Source organism: Patulibacter ginsengiterrae, from assembly GCF_056269115.1.
Genome location: NZ_JBWDOG010000004.1, coordinates 190,197 through 208,594, shown reverse-complemented (window position 1 = coordinate 208,594; position 18,398 = coordinate 190,197). Strand labels below are relative to the sequence as shown.

Here is an 18,398-nt window from a genome sequence, read left to right as displayed (position 1 = left end):
CGTCGTCCGGTGCACGGCGGAGGCAGGGCGGGTGCACGGCGGAGGCAGGGGGTCCCGGCTCCCCGCGAGCTCGCCTCGCTGCTTCTGGGGTCACGACGCGTCGGTCCGAAGGTCCTGGCGTCATTTCGCGTCGAATAGCGACGCGAAATGACCCCAGAGCGAGAAGCGCGACGCGAGATGACCCCACGTGCGCCCGCACCGCCTGTGGCCGACACCGCCTGCGCCCGCACCGCCTGCGGCCGACGCCACCTACGGCCGACGCCCAATGCGCCTGACCCCACCTGCGCCCGCGCTCGTGCCGTCGTCAGCCCGAGACACCAAACGCCTATTCGACTTGACGTACGCTGAGCGGTGATTCTATTCTGATGCGGAACTAAGGATTCGGTCAGCGAACATGACATTGCTTCTTACGAACTGCACGACGGTCGACGATCCCCGGCCGGTGGACATCCTGCTGGCGGACGGCGCGATCGCGCAGGTCGCGCCGTCGATCGATCCCGCCGGCCACGAGCGGCTCGACGCCGAGGGCGGTCTGGTCGTGCCGCCGTTCGTCGACCCGCACTTCCACCTCGACAAGACGCTGTCGCGCGGACTGCTCGGGGCGACGAGCGCCCAGGAGGCCTTCGATCGGGCTCGGGAGGTCAAGACCGCCTTCACCGTCGAGGACGTCGAGGCCCGGGCGTCGGCGACGCTGCGCCGGGCGGTCGCCCACGGCACCGGGCTGCTGCGGGCGCAGGTCGACGTCGACTCGTTCACCGGCCTGGTCTCGCTCGAAGGGGTCCTGCGGGCGCGGGAGCGGTTCGCCGGGCTGATCGAGGTCGAGGTGGTCGCCTTCCCCCAGGAGGGGATCGTCTGCGACCCGCCGACCCGCGACCTGCTCGTCGAGGCGCTCGGGATGGGCGCCGAGGTCGTCGGTGGCCTGCCCGAGTTCGAGGCGTCGGAGGCCGACCAGCGGCAGCACATCGAGACGGTCTTCGACCTGGCCGAGCAGTTCGACCGGCCGGTCGACCTCCACATCGACTACATGGACGACCCGCAGCTGAAGACGCTGGAGATGCTCGCCGACCTCACGCTCGAGCGGGGCTTCCAGGGCCGGGTCAACGCCGACCACTGCTGCGCGCTGGCGGTCTATCCCGACGACGAGGCGCGGCGCGTGATCGAGAAGGTCGCCGCCGCCGGGATCCGGGTCACCGTCCTGCCGGTCGCGAACCTCCAGATGCTCGGCGGACCGGGCCGGACGCCCGTCAACCGCGGTTCGTCGCGGATCGCGGAGCTGCTCGACGCCGGCGTTCCGGTCGCGGCGGGCTCGGACAACATGTTCGACATCTGGTACCGGTTCAACCGCATGGACCCGGTCGAGACCGCGTTCCTGACCTGCCTGTCCGGCGGTCTGCGGACCGACGACGAGGTCCGGGCCGGGTTCGAGATGACGAACGTGCGGGGCTTCGAGGTCCTCGGCCGTCCGCGGCCGCGGATCGCCGAGGGGCAGCCGGCCGACCTCGTGGTCCTGGCCGAGCGCTCGATCGTCGACGTGCTCCGCAACGAGCCGGGCCGCCGCCGCAGCATCCGCGGCGGCCGGGTCGTGGGCGGACGCGACGGTGGGATCTGGGCCGACGTTCCGGCCTGACGGCCGGGGCGAGCGGCTCGCCATGCAGGGGAAGAGGAGAGAGAGATATGGCTACGGCCAGGGACTCCGCGCTCGGCGCGGAAGCGGCAGATGAGCCGCAACACAGCATCGCCCCGGTACCCGAGCAACAACGGGACTCGACGGCACTGAGTCAGTTCTGGATCTGGGCGGGAGCGAACATCGCCCCGCTCAACTGGATCCTCGGTGCGCTCGGGATCGTGCTCGGGCTGGGCTTCTGGGACACCGTCCTGGTCCTGGCCGTGGGCAACGCCATCGGCGTCACGGTCTTCGGCTTCTTCGTGCTGATGGGGCAGCGGACCGGGGTGACGCAGATGGTCCTCTCGCGGAGCGCCTTCGGGCGCCGCGGGGCGTACCTGCCCGCGTTGCTGCAGGGCGTGATCGCCGCCGGCTGGGTCGGCTTCAACACCTGGATCGTGCTCGACATCAGCTCCAGCCTGCTGGAGAAGGTCGGGCTCTCGACCGGCGCCGGCATGAAGGTCGCGCTGGTCGTGATCATCATGCTCGGCCAGGTCTCGCTGGCCGCGATCGGCTTCCGCGCGATCCGCGTGTTCGAGCGCTGGACGGTGCCGCCGACCCTGCTGGTCGTGCTCGCGATGACGGTCGTCGCGGCGACCAGCTCGACGGTCGACATCGGGGCGGCGGGCACCGTCTCCGGCCATGAGCGGCTGACCGCGATGTCGTGGCTGATGACGGCGATCGGGATCGGCTGGGGGATCACCTGGCTGGCCTATGCCTCCGACTACTCGCGGTTCGTGCCCCGGAGCGTGCCGCGCCGTCGGCTGTTCCTGGCGGCGGCCGCGGGCCAGTTCGTGCCCGTCCTCTGGCTCGGGGCGCTCGGCGCCGCGCTGGCGACCAGCGGCGACAGCGCCGACCCGTCGGTCCTGATCGTCAACAACGCCGGAGCGCTGACGATCCCGGTCCTGCTGCTGGTCCTGCACGGGCCGATCGCGACCAACATCATCAACATCTACTCGACGACGATGTCGGCGCTCTCGCTCGACCTGCGGGTCCGGCGCAGCGTGCTCGCGTTCGGGATCGGCGTGGTCGGCAGCCTCTTCGCGGTCTACCTGATCTGGGCCGACGACCTGGCGACCCAGGTCAACAACTGGCTCTCCGGGCTGGTCGCCTGGGGCAGCGCCTGGGCGGCGATCATGTTCATCCACTTCTACGTCGTGAAGCGGCAGGAGATCGACATCGACGGGCTCTACGTCGACCGCTCGGAGCACTGGTGGCAGGACGTCAACTGGTACGCGATGGTCGCGTTCGCCGCCGGTCTGGTGATGGCCTGGTGCGGCCTCTACGGGATGATCGGGCCGCTGCAGGGGCCGATCGCCCGCGCGCTCGACGGCCTCGACATCTCGTGGATCCTCGGCGCGGGCACGGCCGGAACGCTCTACTACGCGTTCTTCCGGCTCGGGCTGCTCGATCGCGGGGCGCGCGTACCGGTCACGGACGCCGCCCCGGTGGTCGACGGCGATGTCCCGGCGGGCAGTGTGGCCGGACCGGCGACGGTTGGTGCCGGAGTGGCGCCGGGCGTGGTCGCGGCTACGAACGCGTCGGTCCCGACACCCCCGACCCACGAGCCCGCGCTCGAGCAGCGCGGCGATTGACGGAGAGCGGCGGATGCGCGACGGTGCGGCGATGGACAGCGACGGACGGCAGCGGCCTCAGCGGGCCGTGGTGTTCGACTTCGACGGGGTGATCGCCGACTCGGCGCTCGCCGTCGGACGCTGCGTCGACCACGCGCTGGTCCGACGAGGGCGTCCGCCGCACCCGGCCTCGGAGCGTGCGGCCCTGATCGGGCCGCCGCTCCACGAGGTCTTCCGAACGCTGCTCGGTGACGACGGCGACGAGCAGGCGATCGCCGCCTGCATCGCGGACTACCGGGAGCTGTATCGGACGTCGTCGCTGGAGGACACCCGCGCCTTCGCGGGGATCGCCGAGGCGGTCCGCGAGCTGGGGGCCGAGATGCCGCTGGGGATCGCGACGACGAAGCCGCTGCGGTTCGCCGAGCCGCTGGTCGAGCGGCTCGGCCTGCGCCCGGCGTTCGCGGTCGTCGAGGGGCCGGGGGCGGGCGCCGAGCACGAGACCAAGAGCGAGACGCTCGGGCGTGCGCTCGCGGGCCTCGGCCTTCCCGAGACGGCGGCGATGATCGGCGACCGCGGGAGCGACATGCGCGCGGCCCGCGACCACGGTGCCGTCGCCGTCGGGGTCGCGTGGGGCTACGGCACGCCGGCCGAGCTCCGCGCGGCCGGTGCCCACGTGGTCGTCGAGCGACCCGACGAGCTGGCGGCGACCGTCCGCTCCTCGCTGGGACGGCCGGAGCCGCCGCGAATTCCTTTCCCGACACCCACAGGGCGGTGCTAGCGTGGCGCCGCTGACCAGCAGCGAGCTGTGTCCCTCCGACCCCCGTCGAGCGCCGAACCCGCGCCGAGAGGAACGCTGATGATCCGCGTGACAGACCCCGGCGGAGCCCACCGCCAGACCGAACCGGGTGGCCGGCTGCCACCCGTGGACCGCGACCGCTGGCGGGCGGCCGTGACCGGGCGGCGCGAGGCCTGCGAGCGGGCCTGCGACGATCTGCGGATGACCGAGATCACGGGCGGAGCGTCGTTCCTCGTCAACGCGATCGGCGCCGGGACCCTCCGCTGGTGCGAGCGCCGGCTGACCCGGACCGGCGACCATGGGTAACCGCGGGAAGCAGTCGTCAGTCCTGTTCGTGGGTCCGCCGGAGCCGGGCCAGGTCCTCGGGCCGGTCGACGTCGTCGCCACCGCCGAGGTCGCCGAGCTCGACGCTGATCGCCCCCCGCATCAGGGTTCGGCGCTGCTCGTCGGAACCGGCAGCGATCCGGTCGATCGCGGTCCCGCGGAGCACGACGGGGTGCCCGGGTCGGCCGCCGTAGACGCCACGAACGAGCGCTCCGTCGGTGGCCAGCGCGCGTTCGATCGCGGCGGGACGGACGCCGGGTTGGTCGGCGAGCAGGACGACGACGGTCTCGGCCCCGCGGGCGCGGGCCGTCCGCAGGCCGGTCCGCAACGAGGCGCTCATCCCCTCCTGCCAGTCCGGGCAGCGGACGACCTCGACGCCCTCGAGTCCGGCGCCCGCGGCGACGACGTCCGCCCGCGCACCGAGCACGACGATCAGCGCGTCGACGCCGTCGGCAGCGCGTCCGGCGGCGACGACGTGCTCCAGCAGCGGCCGGCCGGCGAGCTCGGCGAGCTGCTTCGGCCCACCGTAGCGGCGCCCCTCGCCCGCGGCGAGCACCAGGCACACGACGGGAGGCGGAGCGGCGGGCATCGCGCCGATCCTACGACCGTGGCCCCGGAGGCGCCGCTGATGGACGGCTTCGGGCGGGTCATCCGCGATCTGCGGGTGTCGGTGACCGACGTCTGCAACCTGCGCTGCACCTACTGCATGCCGGAGAGCGGGCTCGCGTGGCTGCCGAAGGACCAGCGGTTGAGCGACGACGAGACGATCCGGCTGGTCGAGGTCCTCGCCGGGCTCGGGGTCCGGACCGTCCGCGTGACCGGCGGCGAGCCGCTCGCGCGTCCGCGTCTGGCCGAGCTGGTCGCGCGGATCGATGCGGTGCCGCAGATCGAGGAGATCTCGATGACGACCAACGGCGTGCAGCTGGATCGCCACGCGGAGGCGCTCGTCGCCGCCGGGCTCCGGCGGGTCAACGTCTCGATCGACACGGTCCACCGTCAGCGGTTCGCGGAGCTGACCCGTCGTGACGTGCTGCCGAAGGTCCTGCGGGGGCTGGCGGCGTTGCGTCCGTACCGGGACCGGGTGGAGGTCAAGCTCAACGCGGTCGCGTTGCGGGGGATCACCGAGCACGAGGCGGTCGATCTGGTCGCCTTCGCGCGGGAACAGGAGCTGCAGTTGCGGTTCATCGAGGTGATGCCGCTCGACGCCGAGGGCAATTGGACCCCGACCGACGTGCTGACGGGTGAGGAGCTGCGGGCGATCATCGGTGCGCGGTGGGCGGTCGACGTGCTGCCGCGGGTGCCGTCGTCGACGGCGCAGGTCTTCCGGTTCCGCGACGGCGGTGGTGAGGTCGGCTTCATCAGCTCGGTCTCGGAGTCGTTCTGCGGCGACTGCGACCGGATCCGGTTGACGGCTGACGGGCAGCTGCGGACCTGCCTCTTCTCGCACGACGAGACCGATCTGCGCGGGGCGATCCGTTCCGGCGCGAGCGACGCGGAGCTGGTGGCGATGATCCGGCGTGCGGTCGGGGACAAGCAGTGGGGCCACGAGATGCACAAGCCGGGGTTCCGGCCGCCGGAGCGCCCGATGAGCGCGATCGGCGGATGAGCGTGCCGGTCCTGACGCCGCTCGACGAGGCGGTCGCGGCGGCTCGCCGGCTCGGCGCGACGATCGCGCTGCCGCCGGAACGGCTGCCGCTGCTCGAGGCGATCGGCCGGACGGTCGCCGAGGACGTGCTCGCTCGCCGGGCGCTGCCCGGCTTCGCCAGCTCGGCGATGGACGGCTTCGCGGTTCGCGCGGCCGACCTGGCCGGGGCCACCGCCGACCAGCCGGTCGTGCTCCCGATCGTGGCCGAGTCGCGGGCGGGGGTTCCGGCCGAGCGCGCCGTAGCCCCCGGTCAGGCGATCCGGATCGCGACCGGTGCGGTGGTGCCGGACGGGGCCGACGCGATCGTGCCCTACGAGCAGACCACCGAGCACGACGGTCGCGTGCGGCTCTCCGCGGCGGTCGCCGCCGGGGCGTTCGTCCGCGCCGCCGGCACCGACCTCGCCGTCGGCGCGCCGATCGTGGCCGCCGGCCGTCGGATCGGGCCAGGCCAACTGGCGCCGCTGGCCGGCGCGGGCTACACCCACGTGCTCGTCCGGCGGCGACCGCGGGTCTCGGTCCTGATGACCGGTGACGAGGTCGTCCGCGGCGCCGGGCCGGACGCCGAGCTGCCGCCCGGGGCGGTCCACGACGTCAACGGCGTCGTGGTCCCCGCGTTGGTGCGCGCGTGGGGCGGCGAGCTCGCCGAGACGATCGGCCTGCCCGACGATCGCGACGCCACGCGTGAGGCGATCGCGGCGGCAACCGGTGATCTGGTGGTGATCGGCGGCGGGCTCTCGATGGGCCCCCACGACCACGTCCGGCCGGCGCTCGAACAGCTCGGGGCCCGCCAGGAGCTGTTCCGGATCGCGCTTCAGCCCGGCAAGCCGACCTGGTTGGGGAGCTTGCCCGCCGACGACGCGGGCCGCGGCGCCCGGCCGGTCTTCGGCCTCCCGGGCAACCCGGCGTCGGTCTTCGTGACGGCGACGCTGCTGGTCCGGGCCGCGCTCGACGCCGCGCTCCAGCGGCCCGCTCGGACGCCGGTCCGGGCCCGGCTGACGGCGGCTACGACCGGACTGCCGGGGCGCACCGCGGCCCGCCGCGCGACGGTCGCGACGACCGCTGAGGGCACGCTCGCGGTCACGATCCTCGACGGCCAGGCCTCGCATCTGCTCGGGTCGCTCGGGGAGGCCGACGCGCTGGCGATCGTCCCCCCGGAGCACGAGCTGCCGGCGGGAGCGCTGGTCGAGGTGGTCCTGCTGGAGGGGCTCGCCGCGGCGGGGTAGGTCCCCCGCCACGGCGACGGCCGCAGGAGGCCGGGGCGTCGGACCGCGGAGGTTGGGCGCCCCGGCGGCGGCTGGCGTCACGTGCGCGACGTGACGCCAGCCGTTCTGGTGGGCTACCGCACGAGGTAGCCGCTGCGGGCGCGGGTCCGGGCGCCCGTGACGCGGGTGCGCACGATCAGGCTCCCGCCCTCCGCGGCCTTGACCCGCAGCGTGTAGCGGCCGGTGCGGCGGTCGATCGTCGGTGCGCCCAGCGGCTTGAAGCCGGTGGTCGTGCCCGGGCAGTCACCGGTGCCGCCGATCGCGTCGACGGCCTTGATCGCCCCGACGCGCCGCAGGTCGACCCGGCCGCGGAGCGTGACCGTCGTACCCGAGCGGACGACGCTGATCAGCGCGTTGGCGGCGCGCAGCTTCAGGCCGATCGAGCGCTTGCCGCCGACCACAGCGTGGTAGCCGAGCGCCTTGCGCTGCGTCGCCGAGCGGGGTGCAGGGACGACGGCCGTGAAGCGGCCGGAGGCGCCGGTGGTCGCCGTGCCGACCCGCTTCTGGGAGCGGTCGACGATCTCGACCTTCGTGCCGGCGCCGGCGGCGGTCCAGCCGCTGACCTGCACCCGGCCGTTGCGCAAGGCCACCTTGGTCAGGACGAGCGAGGGCTTGCTGCAGCGCGCCGGCTCGTCGATCGCCCGCGGCTTGGGCGGATCGGCGACGTGAGGCTTCGGCGGATCGGCGACCGGCGGGTTGCCGACCGGTTTCGCGGCGGCTGCCCGCTCGACGGCCAGGTCGGGGCTCGCGCTGCTGTTGCCGGAGGCATCGACCTGGACGACCCGGATCGTGTACTCGCCCACGGCGGCCGGCAGGCGCACAGTAGCGCTGTTGGCGCTGGGCACCGGGACCGAGACCACGAGCGTGCCGCCGGCGTCGCGAACCTCGATCGTCGCGCTGACCGCGTCCGGGGCCCGCACGAACGTGACGACCAGATCGTCGGGTTCGCCGCTGGCGGTCGGCGCCGGCCCGGCGTCGGGCGCGACGCGGTCGAGCACGATCGCCGTCGCGGGCGACGTTGCGCTGTTGCCGGCGGCGTCGGTCTGCTTGACGCGCACGCCGTAGCTGCCGTCCGTGTTGGGCAGGCTGATCGTGGTGGTCACGCCGCTGGCGACCGGGAACGTGCCGATCACGCCGCTGCCGTCGAGCAGCTCGACGACGACCGTGGTCGCGTCGGGCGCCCGCGTGAACGTGACGCTGCGATCGCGGTCGTTCCCGGCGCCGGTGACGGTCGGTGCGGGGCCGGCGTCGGGGGCAGCGGTGTCGAGCGTGACGGCAGTGCTGGTGGCCTGCGACGTGTTGCCGCTCGGGTCGGCCAGGGTCAGGCGGACGCGGTAGGCGCCGTCGGCGGCGCCGAGCGTGACGGTCGCCGTGCCGCCGGTGACCGTGACCGGCAGGCCGACGGGCAGGTCGCTCACGTCGATCACCTGCGCGGTGGCGGTCGCCGCGTCGGCCGGGCGGGTGAAGGAGACCGAGCGTTCGTCGTCGGAGGAGCTCGCCGGCGTGACCGTCAGGTCGAGGCCCGAGACGTCGGGTCCGGTGCGGTCGAGCGCCAGCGGGACGCCGGCGCTGGTCGAGCTGAGCCCCGCGTCGTTGGTCCGCACCACGCGAACCGCGTAGTTGCCGTCGGCAGGCAGGGTGACGCTGACGGAGCCGTCGCCGTCGCTGTCGGGGAAGCTGTCGATCAGGGTGTCGTCGCCGTCGAGCAGCTCGACGACCGCGGCGGTCACGTCCGCCGCACGGGTGAAGGTGACGGTTCGGGTCGCCGCGGTCGCCGCGCCGGAGACCGTCGGGACGGCGGTGCTCGGGGCCGACGGGGCGACGAAGGTCGCGTCCGTGGTCCGGACGGTGCCGTCGGCGTTGGTCGCGTTGACGCGGTAGTGGTAGGTCGCTCCCGGGGTCAGGCCGGCCAGCGGGATCGAGAACGGCTGGCTGCCGCTCGTGGCGCCGGCGAGCGTGACGGGGGTCGTCGTCGAGCCGTAGGCGGTCGTGAGGCCGTAGTCGACGGTCACGTCGGTGCTCTGACCCTCCGCGTTGGCGCTCCCGGTGACGCGCGCCGGGCCGCTGGGCGGGACGGTCGCGGTCAGCCCGCTGGGCGGGACGGCGTCGGTCAGCGTGAGGGCGACGTCGTCGACGTCGACGGTGCCGCTGGTGACCGCCGAGACGGCGGTGGTCAGCGAGACCGCGAGGCGGACCCGGTAGCTGCGACCGGCGACGACGGCGCTCGGCGGGACGGTCAGGTTGATCGTGCCGAACGAGGCTGACGGCATCGTCAGTGGGACGTCGGGGAGCGTGGTCGTCTGCGCTCCGTCGGCGACGTCGACCAGCGACGCGGTCAGCTTGACGCTGCCGATCGCCAGCAGGCTCGCGATCTGGGGCCGGAGCTTCACGCTCAGGTTGGCCGAGGTGGTCGCCGCGGGGGCGACGAACGACGGCGAGCTCCAGGCGATCGTCGTGGTCGACAGCACGCCGAGCAGCGTCCCGAAGCTGTTGCGGAGGTAGCCGTCGCCGGCCCCGCCCGCGCCGTTGGTCGTCTGGTAGCTGGGCGTCGCGGCCGGGCAGGTGACGCCCGGGATGCAGACGAGCCCGTTGTAGTCGACGGCGCTGGTCCAGCCGCCGTTGGTGGTGGCGAAGCTGCGGGCCTCGGCTGGCGACGGCTGAACCGTGACCGTGGCGGCGGAGGCCGTGGATGGACTGCTGGTGACACATGCCAGCGCGAGCAGCGCGACGCGGGCGGCGGTGGTCCTGGACATCGGGTTCTCTCCTGGCGGGGGCGTACAGCGCTCACGCACGTGCGTTCTGGCTGTACCGGCTGGTGTTCCAGAAACCTGGAGTGCAAATCTAGACTGGACGGCGCATGCCATTTCTGGAGCGCCAGGGGCGGGGGCGGCGCTCGCTGCGGTCATGCTCCGTCACGGTCTGACGCCGGCCCGGCATCCGGGGCCTGAGGGGCGGTTCGGGCCGCTGCGGATCTGCCGTCTCGACGGTCGCAGACCCGGATCCGCCGGGTAGCGGGCGCCGATCGTCGGCGAGGACCCGGGCACGAAGCCGCCCGCGAGGGACCGGCCGAGGCCTCGAGCCGGCTACGTTCCAGGGGTGCACGACGCGCTGATCCGGATCGCCGCCGTCCTCGCCGATCCCGCTGCCCCCGGCGCCGCGGCGGAGCTCGATGCGGTGCGGGCGGGATGGAAGGCCCTGGACGCCGAGGAGCGCGCCGCGCTGACGCCGCTGGCGAAGCTCGCCGCGGATCGCGTGGCGGCCGCGGAGGCTGCGGCGCGTCCGTCGCTCTTCGACCTGCCGCCGGCCGGGTCGCCGGCGCCGGCCACCTCCGCGGCGCCGGTCGTTCCCGCCGCTCCGGTCGATCTTCCCGCCGACCCCGCCGCGCCGCCCGCACCCGCGAGTCCGTCCGACGACGACGGGTACCTCGCCTACCTGGCGTCGATCGAGGGCGCGGAGGAGGACGCCGACGGTGGCGACCCGGGCGCCTGGTCCGCGCCCGCCGACGGCTGGGCCACGGAGGCGTCTCGCGGCGCCGATCGCCCCGCGCCGAGCGGCGCCCCGCCGGGCCCCGCGCCCGAGCGCCGGCCGCTCGGCGACGTCACGCCCGAGTCGCTGCTGCACCTGCTCGGCCTGGAGTCGTTCCGCCCCGGCCAGCGCGAGGCGGTCCAGGCCGCGCTCGACGGCCGCGACTCGCTGGTCGTGATGCCGACCGGCGGCGGCAAGAGCCTCTGCTACCAGCTGCCCGCGCTGGCCGGCGAGGACCTGACGGTGGTGGTCTCGCCGCTGATCGCCCTGATGCGCGACCAGTGCGCGCGCCTGACCGACCTCGGCCATCCGGCGGTGATGCTCGCCTCGGGCGGTGACGGCGAGGCCAACCGCCGGGCGCTGGACGAGATCCGGGACGGCACGGCGAAGGTCTGCTTCGCGGCTCCCGAGCGGTTCGCGTCGGGGGTCTTCCGCGCGGCGCTGCGGAACCGCGCGATCGCGCTGTTCGTCGTCGACGAGGCGCACTGCGTCAGCGAGTGGGGCCACGACTTCCGGCCCGACTACCTGCGGCTGTCGTCGGTGATCGCCGAACTCGGGCACCCGCCCGTGATGGCCTGCACGGCGACGGCGACGCCGAAGGTCGCCGAGGAGATCGTCGGGCGGCTGGCGCTGCGTGACGCCACCCGGGTGCGCTCCGGCTTCGACCGGCCGAACCTCTCCTTCGACGTGCTGCCGTTCGACGGCCAGGGCTCCGTCGCCCGCAAGCGCGCGACGCTCGTCGCGGGGGTCGCGGACCCGGCCAATCGCCCCGCGGTCGTCTACTGCGGGACCCGCAAGAGCACCGAGGAGGTCACCGACCTGTTGGTGGCGGCGGGCGTGACCGCCGTCGGGTACCACGCCGGAATGTCCGCGGACGTCCGCGCGAGCCGGCAGGACGCGTTCATGCGTGGAGAGGCCGAGGTCGTGGTGGCGACCAACGCGTTCGGGATGGGCGTCGACAAGGCTGACGTCCGCTCGGTCTGGCACTGGGCGCTGCCGGCCTCGCTGGAGGCCTACTACCAGGAGGCCGGCCGCGGCGGCCGCGACGGTGCGCTCGCGCGGGCGGTGCTGCTCGCGTCGCGGTCGGACCTCGGGCGGCTGGTCCGCTTCATCCAGGAGGCCGAGGTGACGGTCGAGCAGGTCGGCGCGCTCGTCGGGCGGCTGCGGGCCCAGGCGGGACCGGACGGCGAGGTCGAGGCGGACGCCGGGCAGGATCGCGACCGGATCGCGCTCGCCGTCGCCGAGCGGGCCGGCGCGATCGCGCTGGAGCCGGGCGCCGGCGGACGCCTGCGGGTCCGGGTGCTGCCGGGCGACGTCGACCACGGGCGGATCGCCCAGATGTGCCGCGCGGCGACCGATCGCCGCTGGCAGGCCTACCGCTCGATCGAGAAGTACGCCTCCGGCGACAACCACGTCTGCCGCCGTCGCCAGCTGCTCGACCACTTCGGGGACCCGGAAGAGGGTGCCCCGCTCGGCCGCTGCTGCGACGTCCACGACCCCGTCGACTGGCTGCCGCCGATCCAGGTCAAGGCGGCTCGTTCCAAGAGCGCGCCCGCGGACGAGGAGGGCCGGCCGGTCAGCGACGACGAGATGGCGCCCCTGAAGGCGTGGCGCCGGGAACGCGCGGACGGCAAGCCGGCCTACACGGTCGCGACCGACGCGACGCTGCGCGAGGTCATCCGCCGGCAGCCGACGACTCCCGACGAGCTGCTTGCGATCAAGGGCATCGGCAACTCGTTCCTCGAGAAGCACGGCGACGCGCTGCTCGAGCTGTTGCGGGGCTGAGCGGGACTCCGGCGACGCGGATCCGCTTCGTGGAAACCCGAACCAGGGGGGCGGGCGGGGGCTAGGCTGTTCGAAGAGCCCGTCTCGGGGCCTCCCGAGACGGTGCTTCAGGGGATCCGCCGCGCCCGCGGCCGAGTGATCCAGGACCAGGGAGAATCCCATGACCGAGTACGCAGTGGTCGACCCGTCCACGGGTGAGACGATCAAGACGTATCCGACCATCAGCGACGAGCAGCTGGACGCGGCGATCGGCCGCGCGCACGCCGCCCACCGGGGGTGGAGCAAGGAGCCCGTCGAGAAGCGGGCCGCCGTGATCCGCCGCGTCGGCGAGCTCCACGCCGAGCGCCGCCAGGAGCTGGGCGAGATCATCGGCCGCGAGATGGGCAAGCCGATCGAGCAGGCCGTCGGCGAGGTCGACTTCAGCGCCGCGATCTACGAGTACTACGCCGACCGTGCCGACGCCCTGCTCGCCGACGAGCCGATCGAGCTGCTCGACGGCGAGGGCTCGGCGTTCATCCGCCGCTCGTCGCTCGGCGTCCTGCTGGGGATCATGCCGTGGAACTACCCCTACTACCAGGTGGCGCGCTTCGCCGGCCCGAACCTGCTGCTGGGCAACACGGTCCTGCTCAAGCACGCGCCGCAGTGCCCGGAGTCCGCCGCGGCGATCGAGCAGATCTTCCACGACGCCGGTCTGCCCGCAGGCGCGTACATCAACGTCTACGCGACCAACGACCAGATCGCGACGGTCATCGCCGACCCCCGCGTGCAGGGCGTGTCGCTGACCGGCTCCGCCCGCGCCGGCGCCGCCGTGGCCGAGATCGCGGGCCGCAACCTGAAGAAGGTCGTGCTCGAGCTCGGCGGCTCGGATCCGTTCATCCTGCTGGCCGCCGACGACCTCGACGCGGTCGTCGAGTCGGCCGTCGGCGGGCGCCTCGAGAACGGCGGACAGGCCTGCAACGCGGCCAAGCGCTTCATCGTGGTCGACGACCTCTACCAGCCGTTCCTCGAGAAGTTCACCGCCGCGCTGGCGAAGATCGAGCCGGGCAACCCGGCCGACGCCGACACGGCGCTCGGGCCGCTCTCCTCGGCGAAGGCCGCGGACAACCTCGCGGACCAGGTCAGGCGGGCGGTGGAGCAGGGCGCGAAGCTCGTGGCCGGCGGCGGACGCGACGGCAACTTCTTCGACACGGCCGTCCTGACCGAGATCACGCCGGACAACGACGCCTACAAGGAGGAGTTCTTCGGCCCGGTCGCCTCGGTCTACCGGGTCGCGTCGGAGGACGAGGCGGTGACGCTCGCCAACGACACACAGTTCGGCCTCGGGTCCTACGTCTTCACGACGGACCGCGATCAGGCCCTGCGCGTCGCGGACCAGATCGAGGCCGGCATGGTCTTCATCAATGCCGTCGGCGCCGAGGGCGCCGAGCTGCCGTTCGGCGGCGTCAAGGGCTCCGGCTTCGGCCGCGAGCTCGGCCGGTTCGGCGCCGACGAGTTCGTGAACAAGAAGCTCATCCGCGTCGCGGGCTGAGGCTGGGACCGACCGGCGCGCTTCCGCCTCGCCCCGCGGCGAGGCTGGGGCCGCCGGTCCGGTCGTGCCGGTCCACGCCGCATCATCCGTCGAAGCGGCGGCCCCGAGGACGCAACAGGACGAGCCCGTCGCTGGGCATCCCGCAGCCTAGCCTCGCGGGATGCCCACAGGATCCCGCGACGCCACCCCACGCGGCTGATGGTCGCGTTCGTCAACCCGCAGGCGCGACCCGCGCTGTCCCCGGCGACCGCCTCCTCGAGGGGCGGCGACGCCCGCCGCTTCCACGCCTCGATGCCGGACTACGGCCCGAGCCGGCTCGTCGCCGCCGACGCGCTCGCGGCGGAGCTCGGCCTCGGCGCCGTCGATCTCAAGGACGAGTCGGCCCGGCTGGGGCTGCCGTCGTTCAAGATCCTCGGGGCCTCGTGGGCGCTCGCACGGGCGTTGCGTCTGCGCCCCGGGGTCGAGCGCGCCGAGACCTTCGAGCAGCTGCGCGATGCGGTCGCCGGCTCGTCGCTGACGCTGACCTGCGCGACCGACGGCAACCACGGCCGGGCCGTCGCCGCCCTTGCGCGGCGGCTGGGACTGGAGGCGCGGATCTTCGTGCCCGACGCGGTCGCACCGGCCCGCGCCCGAGCGATCGAGAGCGAGGGCGCCGAGGTCGTCGTGCTGCCGGTCGACTACGACGAGGCGGTGCGGACCGCCGCGGCGACCGCCGACGAGCGGACGCTGGTGATCTCCGACACCTCGTGGCCGGGCTACGAGCAGATCCCGGGCTGGGTCCTCGACGGCTACCAGACGATCTTCGAGGAGGCCGACGAGCAGCTCGCCGCGCGCGGCGACGGCGGACCCGACGTCGTGGTCGTGCAGATGGGGGTCGGGGCCTTCGCGGCCGCCGCGGTCGCCCACTACAAGCGCGCCGACCGTGCGCGCCCGGCGCGGATCCTCGGCGTCGAGCCGCACGATGCCGCCTGCGTGCTGGCCTCGCTCGAGGCTGGCGGGCTGACCACCGTCCCGGGTCCGCACCGCTCGTCGATGGACGGGCTCAACTGCGGCACGCCGTCGCCGGTCGCCTGGCCGCTGCTGCGCGACGGTCTCGACGCGGTCGTCACCGTCGGCGACGACGACGTCCACGAGGCGATGCGCGACCTCGCCCGCAGCGGCGTCGTCGCCGGCGAGAGCGGGGCCGCGGGGCTCTCCGGTCTGCGGGCCGCGACCGCGAGCGAGTCCCTGCGCGGGGCGCTCGGCCTCGGTCTCACGACCCGTGCGCTGCTGTTCGGCACCGAGGGCGCGACCGACCCGGGCCGCTACCGCACGGTCGTCGGGCCCGACGCTCAGGAGTCGGCCGCGCCGCCCGTCGGCCGCTGACCGCCGCCCACCGTCCGCGCCGATCGCCCGCCGGGAGCGGCGCAACAGGTGACGAATCGTGCCCGCCGAGGATCGAGCAGGCGAAGCACGATCGGCCGTTGGGGCTGACCTACGGTTGCCGGGTGCCCCGTGTCCTCGTCCCCGTGAAGCCCGCCGCGCTCGGCGCTCCGCTCGTGCGGATCGCCGCCGACGGCCGGCTCGAGTCGCCCTCCGAGCACCGGCTCGACCCGATCGACGAGCTGTCGGTCGAGTGGGCGGCGAGCGCGCTGGAGTCCGGTGCCGTCAGCGGCGTCACGGCCGTCTCGATCGGCGCGGCGCCCGCGCTGGTCGCCCTGCGGGCGGCCCGCTCGCGCGGCTGCTCCGAGCTGCTCCGGATCGACCCCGGCCCTGTGCGCGACCTCGATCTCGACGTCGCGACCGTCGCCCTGCTGCTGGCGGCCGCGGCCCGCCGCACGGACGCCACGCTCGTCGCGCTCGGCTCCGAGAGCTACGACGGCTCCGGCGGCGTCGTGCCCGGCGCGGTCGCCGCCGCGCTCGGCTGGCCGCTGGTCAGCCGGGCCCGCGAGCTGGCCGTCGGCGACGACGCGCTCGACGCCTGCTGCGCGACCGGCGACGGCACCCAGCAGGTCGCGGTCGCGCTGCCCGCGGTCGTCTCGTTCGGCGAGGGCGCGATCGTGCCGCGCAACCCGCGCCTGTCCGCGGTGATCGCGGCCCGCCGGGCCGAGGTCGCGGAAGTCGCCGCCGACGAGCTGCTCGACGGGCGCCCCGGCCGCTGGAGCGCCGGCGTCGTCGCCGTCGAGGCTGTGCCGCCGCGGCCGCGCGCGTCGCGCGTCGTGGCCGGGGACGAGGGCGTCCACGAGCTGCTGGCCGCGGCCGGCGCCGCCACCGGAGACCAGGCCGGAGGCCGGCGATGAGCGCCGACTCCTCCGCCCCGTCGTCCGTGCCCGTGGTCGCGCCGTTGACCACCGCCTACGTCGCGATCGCCGCCGATCGCGAGGCCGCCGCGCCGCTGCTCGCCGTGCTGCCGCCGTCGACGCCGGACGCCGACGTGACCGTGCTGCCGGCGCTCGGCTGGCCGATCGAGCGGGTCGCGCCGCTCGTCGCCGAGGCCCTGCGGCCCGACAGCGTGGTGCTGCTCGACGGCTCGCAGTCGGCCCGCGACCTCGCCGGCTGGCTGGCGGTCGCGGCCGGCGCGCGGGTCGTCTGGTCGGTCGAGTCGGTGGCTCCAGAACCCGGCGGGCTGGTCGTGCGCCGGCTCGTCAACGGCGGCGAGGGACGGCTCGTCGAGCGGATCGCGCACGCCGGCGGCCCGCTGGTGCTGCTGACCCGCGCCGGAGCCGCGCCGCTCGCCGCCGGACCCGCCGGCGAGGGACCGTTGCCGCTCGCCGGTGCCGCGATCGTCGTCTGCGTCGGCCGGGGGATCGGCGGGCCGCAGCACGTGGAGCTGTTCCGCCGGTTGGCGGACGCGCTGGGCGCGGCGCTCGGCGCGACGCGCGCCGTCGTCGACCTCGGCTGGCTGCCGTTCGACCGCCAGATCGGGCAGACCGGCGTCGCCGTCGCGCCCCGGCTGTACCTCGGCTTCGGGGTCTCCGGGGCCGTTCAGCACCGCGTCGGCATGCGCGACAGCGACACGGTGATCGCCGTCAATCGCGACCGCCACGCCGACCTCTGCGCGCTCGCTGACGTCGTCGTCGAAGGCGACGCGGTGACCGTCGCACAAGCGCTTCTTTCACAACTCGAAGACCTAGGGGAGAGTCCTGCATGAGCAGCTACGAGGTTGGCGTCATCGGCGCCGGGATCTACGGCGCGAGCGTCGCGCACCACCTCGGCCGCGCCGGGGTGCGGACCGTGCTGATCGAGCGCGAGACGCCGGCGTCCGGCCCGACCGGCGCCTCGAGCGCCGTCTGCCGCTCCGGCTACACGAATCCGTTCCTGGCCCGGATCGCGCACGAGAGCATCGAGTCGTTCGGGCACTTCGACGACCTGACCGGCGGCGGTGACGCCGGCTTCGTCCGCACCGGGATGCTCTACCTGCACCGGGCGGAGGACGGCGGCGCGCCGCTCGACGCGCTCGTCGCCCACCTGCGGACGCTCGGGATCGACGTCTCCGAGGTCGGCGCCGACCGGCTCGCCGACGAGCACCCCTGGTTGGTCGTCGGCGAGGGTGAGCGGGCGGTCTGGGAGGCCGGAGCCGGTCACGCCGACCCGGTCGGGACGACCCGGGCGCTGGTGGAGGACGCACGACGCCACGGGGTCGAGCTGCTCCAGCGCACGGCGGTCGCGCAGATCGCGGAGCGCCCGCAGGGCGGCGCCGTGCTGCGGACCGCGGACGGCGGGAGCATCGAGGTCGAGCGGCTGCTGATCGCCGCCGGCCCGTGGACGTCGCCGCTGCTGGCGCAGGTCGGGGTCTCGCTGCCGCTGATCGTCGAGCGGCACTTCGTGGCGACCTTCAGCTGGGGCGACGTGCCGCAGATCCCGTACGTGCTCGGCGACGTCCGCGGCGGCTACTACCTCAAGCCGGAAGGGCCGCAGCAGTACGGGCTCGGCAGCCTGCTGGCGGAGGAGCAGGTCGACCCCGACGACTACCAGGAGGACGTCGGCGGCGAGGAGGCGATGGCGATCGCGGAGTCGGCGATCGCTCGCGTCCCGGGGCTGGAGGCGACCGAGCCGGCCGGCGGCTGGAGCAGCCTCTACGACGTCAGCCCGGATTGGCAGCCGGTGATCGGCGCGGTCGGCGACGGGATCTTCGTCACCGCCGGCACCAGCGGCCACGGCTTCAAGCTCGCGCCGGCGCTCGGCCGCGAGATCGCGGGGCTCGTGACCGGCAGCGGCCACGACGTCGGGCTCGACCAGTTCACGCCGGAGCGGTTCGCGACCGGGGCGACGCTCGAGGCCGGCTTCGGGGACGCGCGGATCCTCGGCTGAGCCGGG

14 protein-coding genes are annotated in these 18,398 nt (G+C 74.4%); 12 read left to right on the top strand and 2 right to left on the bottom strand.

The window, feature by feature from the left end; translation table 11 throughout:
• The first annotated feature begins 394 nt into the window (after positions 1–394).
• The 4 genes from ACVUH9_RS08805 (at position 395) to ACVUH9_RS08790 (ending at position 4,339) form a co-directional block, all read left to right on the top strand.
• Positions 395–1,627: an amidohydrolase family protein gene (locus ACVUH9_RS08805; protein WP_475755970.1), complete on the top strand. Its 1,233-nt coding sequence runs from the start codon at positions 395–397 to the stop codon at positions 1,625–1,627.
• Between the two features lie 47 nt (positions 1,628–1,674).
• Positions 1,675–3,258, top strand: coding sequence for a purine-cytosine permease family protein (locus tag ACVUH9_RS08800; protein WP_475755968.1), 1,584 nt, complete (start codon positions 1,675–1,677; stop codon positions 3,256–3,258).
• A 31-nt stretch (positions 3,259–3,289) separates the two neighbouring features.
• Positions 3,290–4,015 (top strand): HAD family hydrolase, encoded by a 726-nt coding sequence (locus ACVUH9_RS08795; protein WP_475755966.1) that lies wholly within the window; start codon positions 3,290–3,292, stop codon positions 4,013–4,015.
• A gap of 78 nt (positions 4,016–4,093) precedes the next feature.
• Positions 4,094–4,339, top strand: a complete 246-nt coding sequence (locus tag ACVUH9_RS08790) for a hypothetical protein (RefSeq protein WP_475755964.1) — start codon at positions 4,094–4,096, stop codon at positions 4,337–4,339.
• Between the two features lie 16 nt (positions 4,340–4,355).
• Here ACVUH9_RS08790 and ACVUH9_RS08785 read toward each other — a convergent pair whose 3' ends face one another.
• A complete protein-coding gene (locus tag ACVUH9_RS08785; protein ID WP_475755962.1) occupies positions 4,356–4,946 on the bottom strand; it encodes a nucleotidyltransferase family protein in 591 nt (196 codons plus the stop codon).
• Positions 4,947–4,985: 39 nt separating this feature from the next.
• On the opposite strand from ACVUH9_RS08785, the gene moaA reads away from it, so the two are divergent.
• Together moaA and ACVUH9_RS08775 are read left to right on the top strand one after the other, a co-directional pair.
• Positions 4,986–5,963: a GTP 3',8-cyclase MoaA gene (gene moaA / locus ACVUH9_RS08780; RefSeq protein WP_475756117.1), complete on the top strand. Its 978-nt coding sequence runs from the start codon at positions 4,986–4,988 to the stop codon at positions 5,961–5,963.
• Entirely contained in the window at positions 5,960–7,225 is a 1,266-nt protein-coding gene (locus ACVUH9_RS08775; protein ID WP_475755960.1) for a molybdopterin molybdotransferase MoeA, read from the top strand. The genes moaA and ACVUH9_RS08775 overlap by 4 nt, the downstream gene beginning before the upstream one ends.
• A gap of 113 nt (positions 7,226–7,338) precedes the next feature.
• Here the strand turns inward: ACVUH9_RS08775 and ACVUH9_RS08770 are convergent, their stop codons facing one another.
• Positions 7,339–10,017: an Ig-like domain-containing protein gene (locus ACVUH9_RS08770; RefSeq protein ID WP_475755958.1), complete on the bottom strand. Its 2,679-nt coding sequence runs from the start codon at positions 10,015–10,017 to the stop codon at positions 7,339–7,341.
• A gap of 343 nt (positions 10,018–10,360) precedes the next feature.
• Here ACVUH9_RS08770 and ACVUH9_RS08765 point away from each other — a divergent pair, with 343 nt between their 5' ends.
• The 6 genes from ACVUH9_RS08765 (at position 10,361) to ACVUH9_RS08740 (ending at position 18,392) form a co-directional block, all read left to right on the top strand.
• Positions 10,361–12,574, top strand: a complete 2,214-nt coding sequence (locus tag ACVUH9_RS08765) for a RecQ family ATP-dependent DNA helicase (RefSeq protein WP_475755956.1) — start codon at positions 10,361–10,363, stop codon at positions 12,572–12,574.
• A 160-nt stretch (positions 12,575–12,734) separates the two neighbouring features.
• A complete protein-coding gene (locus ACVUH9_RS08760; protein WP_475755954.1) occupies positions 12,735–14,102 on the top strand; it encodes an NAD-dependent succinate-semialdehyde dehydrogenase in 1,368 nt (455 codons plus the stop codon).
• A gap of 198 nt (positions 14,103–14,300) precedes the next feature.
• The gene (locus ACVUH9_RS08755; protein ID WP_475755953.1) at positions 14,301–15,467 is read left to right on the top strand and encodes a diaminopropionate ammonia-lyase; all 1,167 of its coding nucleotides are present in this window, start codon (positions 14,301–14,303) and stop codon (positions 15,465–15,467) included.
• 122 nt (positions 15,468–15,589) lie between these two features.
• Complete coding sequence (locus ACVUH9_RS08750) at positions 15,590–16,381, top strand: hypothetical protein (protein WP_475755951.1); 792 nt, start codon at positions 15,590–15,592, stop codon at positions 16,379–16,381.
• Positions 16,378–17,232 (top strand): electron transfer flavoprotein subunit alpha/FixB family protein, encoded by an 855-nt coding sequence (locus ACVUH9_RS08745; protein WP_475755949.1) that lies wholly within the window; start codon positions 16,378–16,380, stop codon positions 17,230–17,232. Before ACVUH9_RS08750 ends, ACVUH9_RS08745 begins: the two co-directional genes overlap by 4 nt.
• Positions 17,229–18,392, top strand: a complete 1,164-nt coding sequence (locus tag ACVUH9_RS08740; RefSeq protein WP_475755947.1) for an NAD(P)/FAD-dependent oxidoreductase — start codon at positions 17,229–17,231, stop codon at positions 18,390–18,392. The genes ACVUH9_RS08745 and ACVUH9_RS08740 overlap by 4 nt, the downstream gene beginning before the upstream one ends.
• The last annotated feature ends 6 nt before the right edge of the window (positions 18,393–18,398 follow it).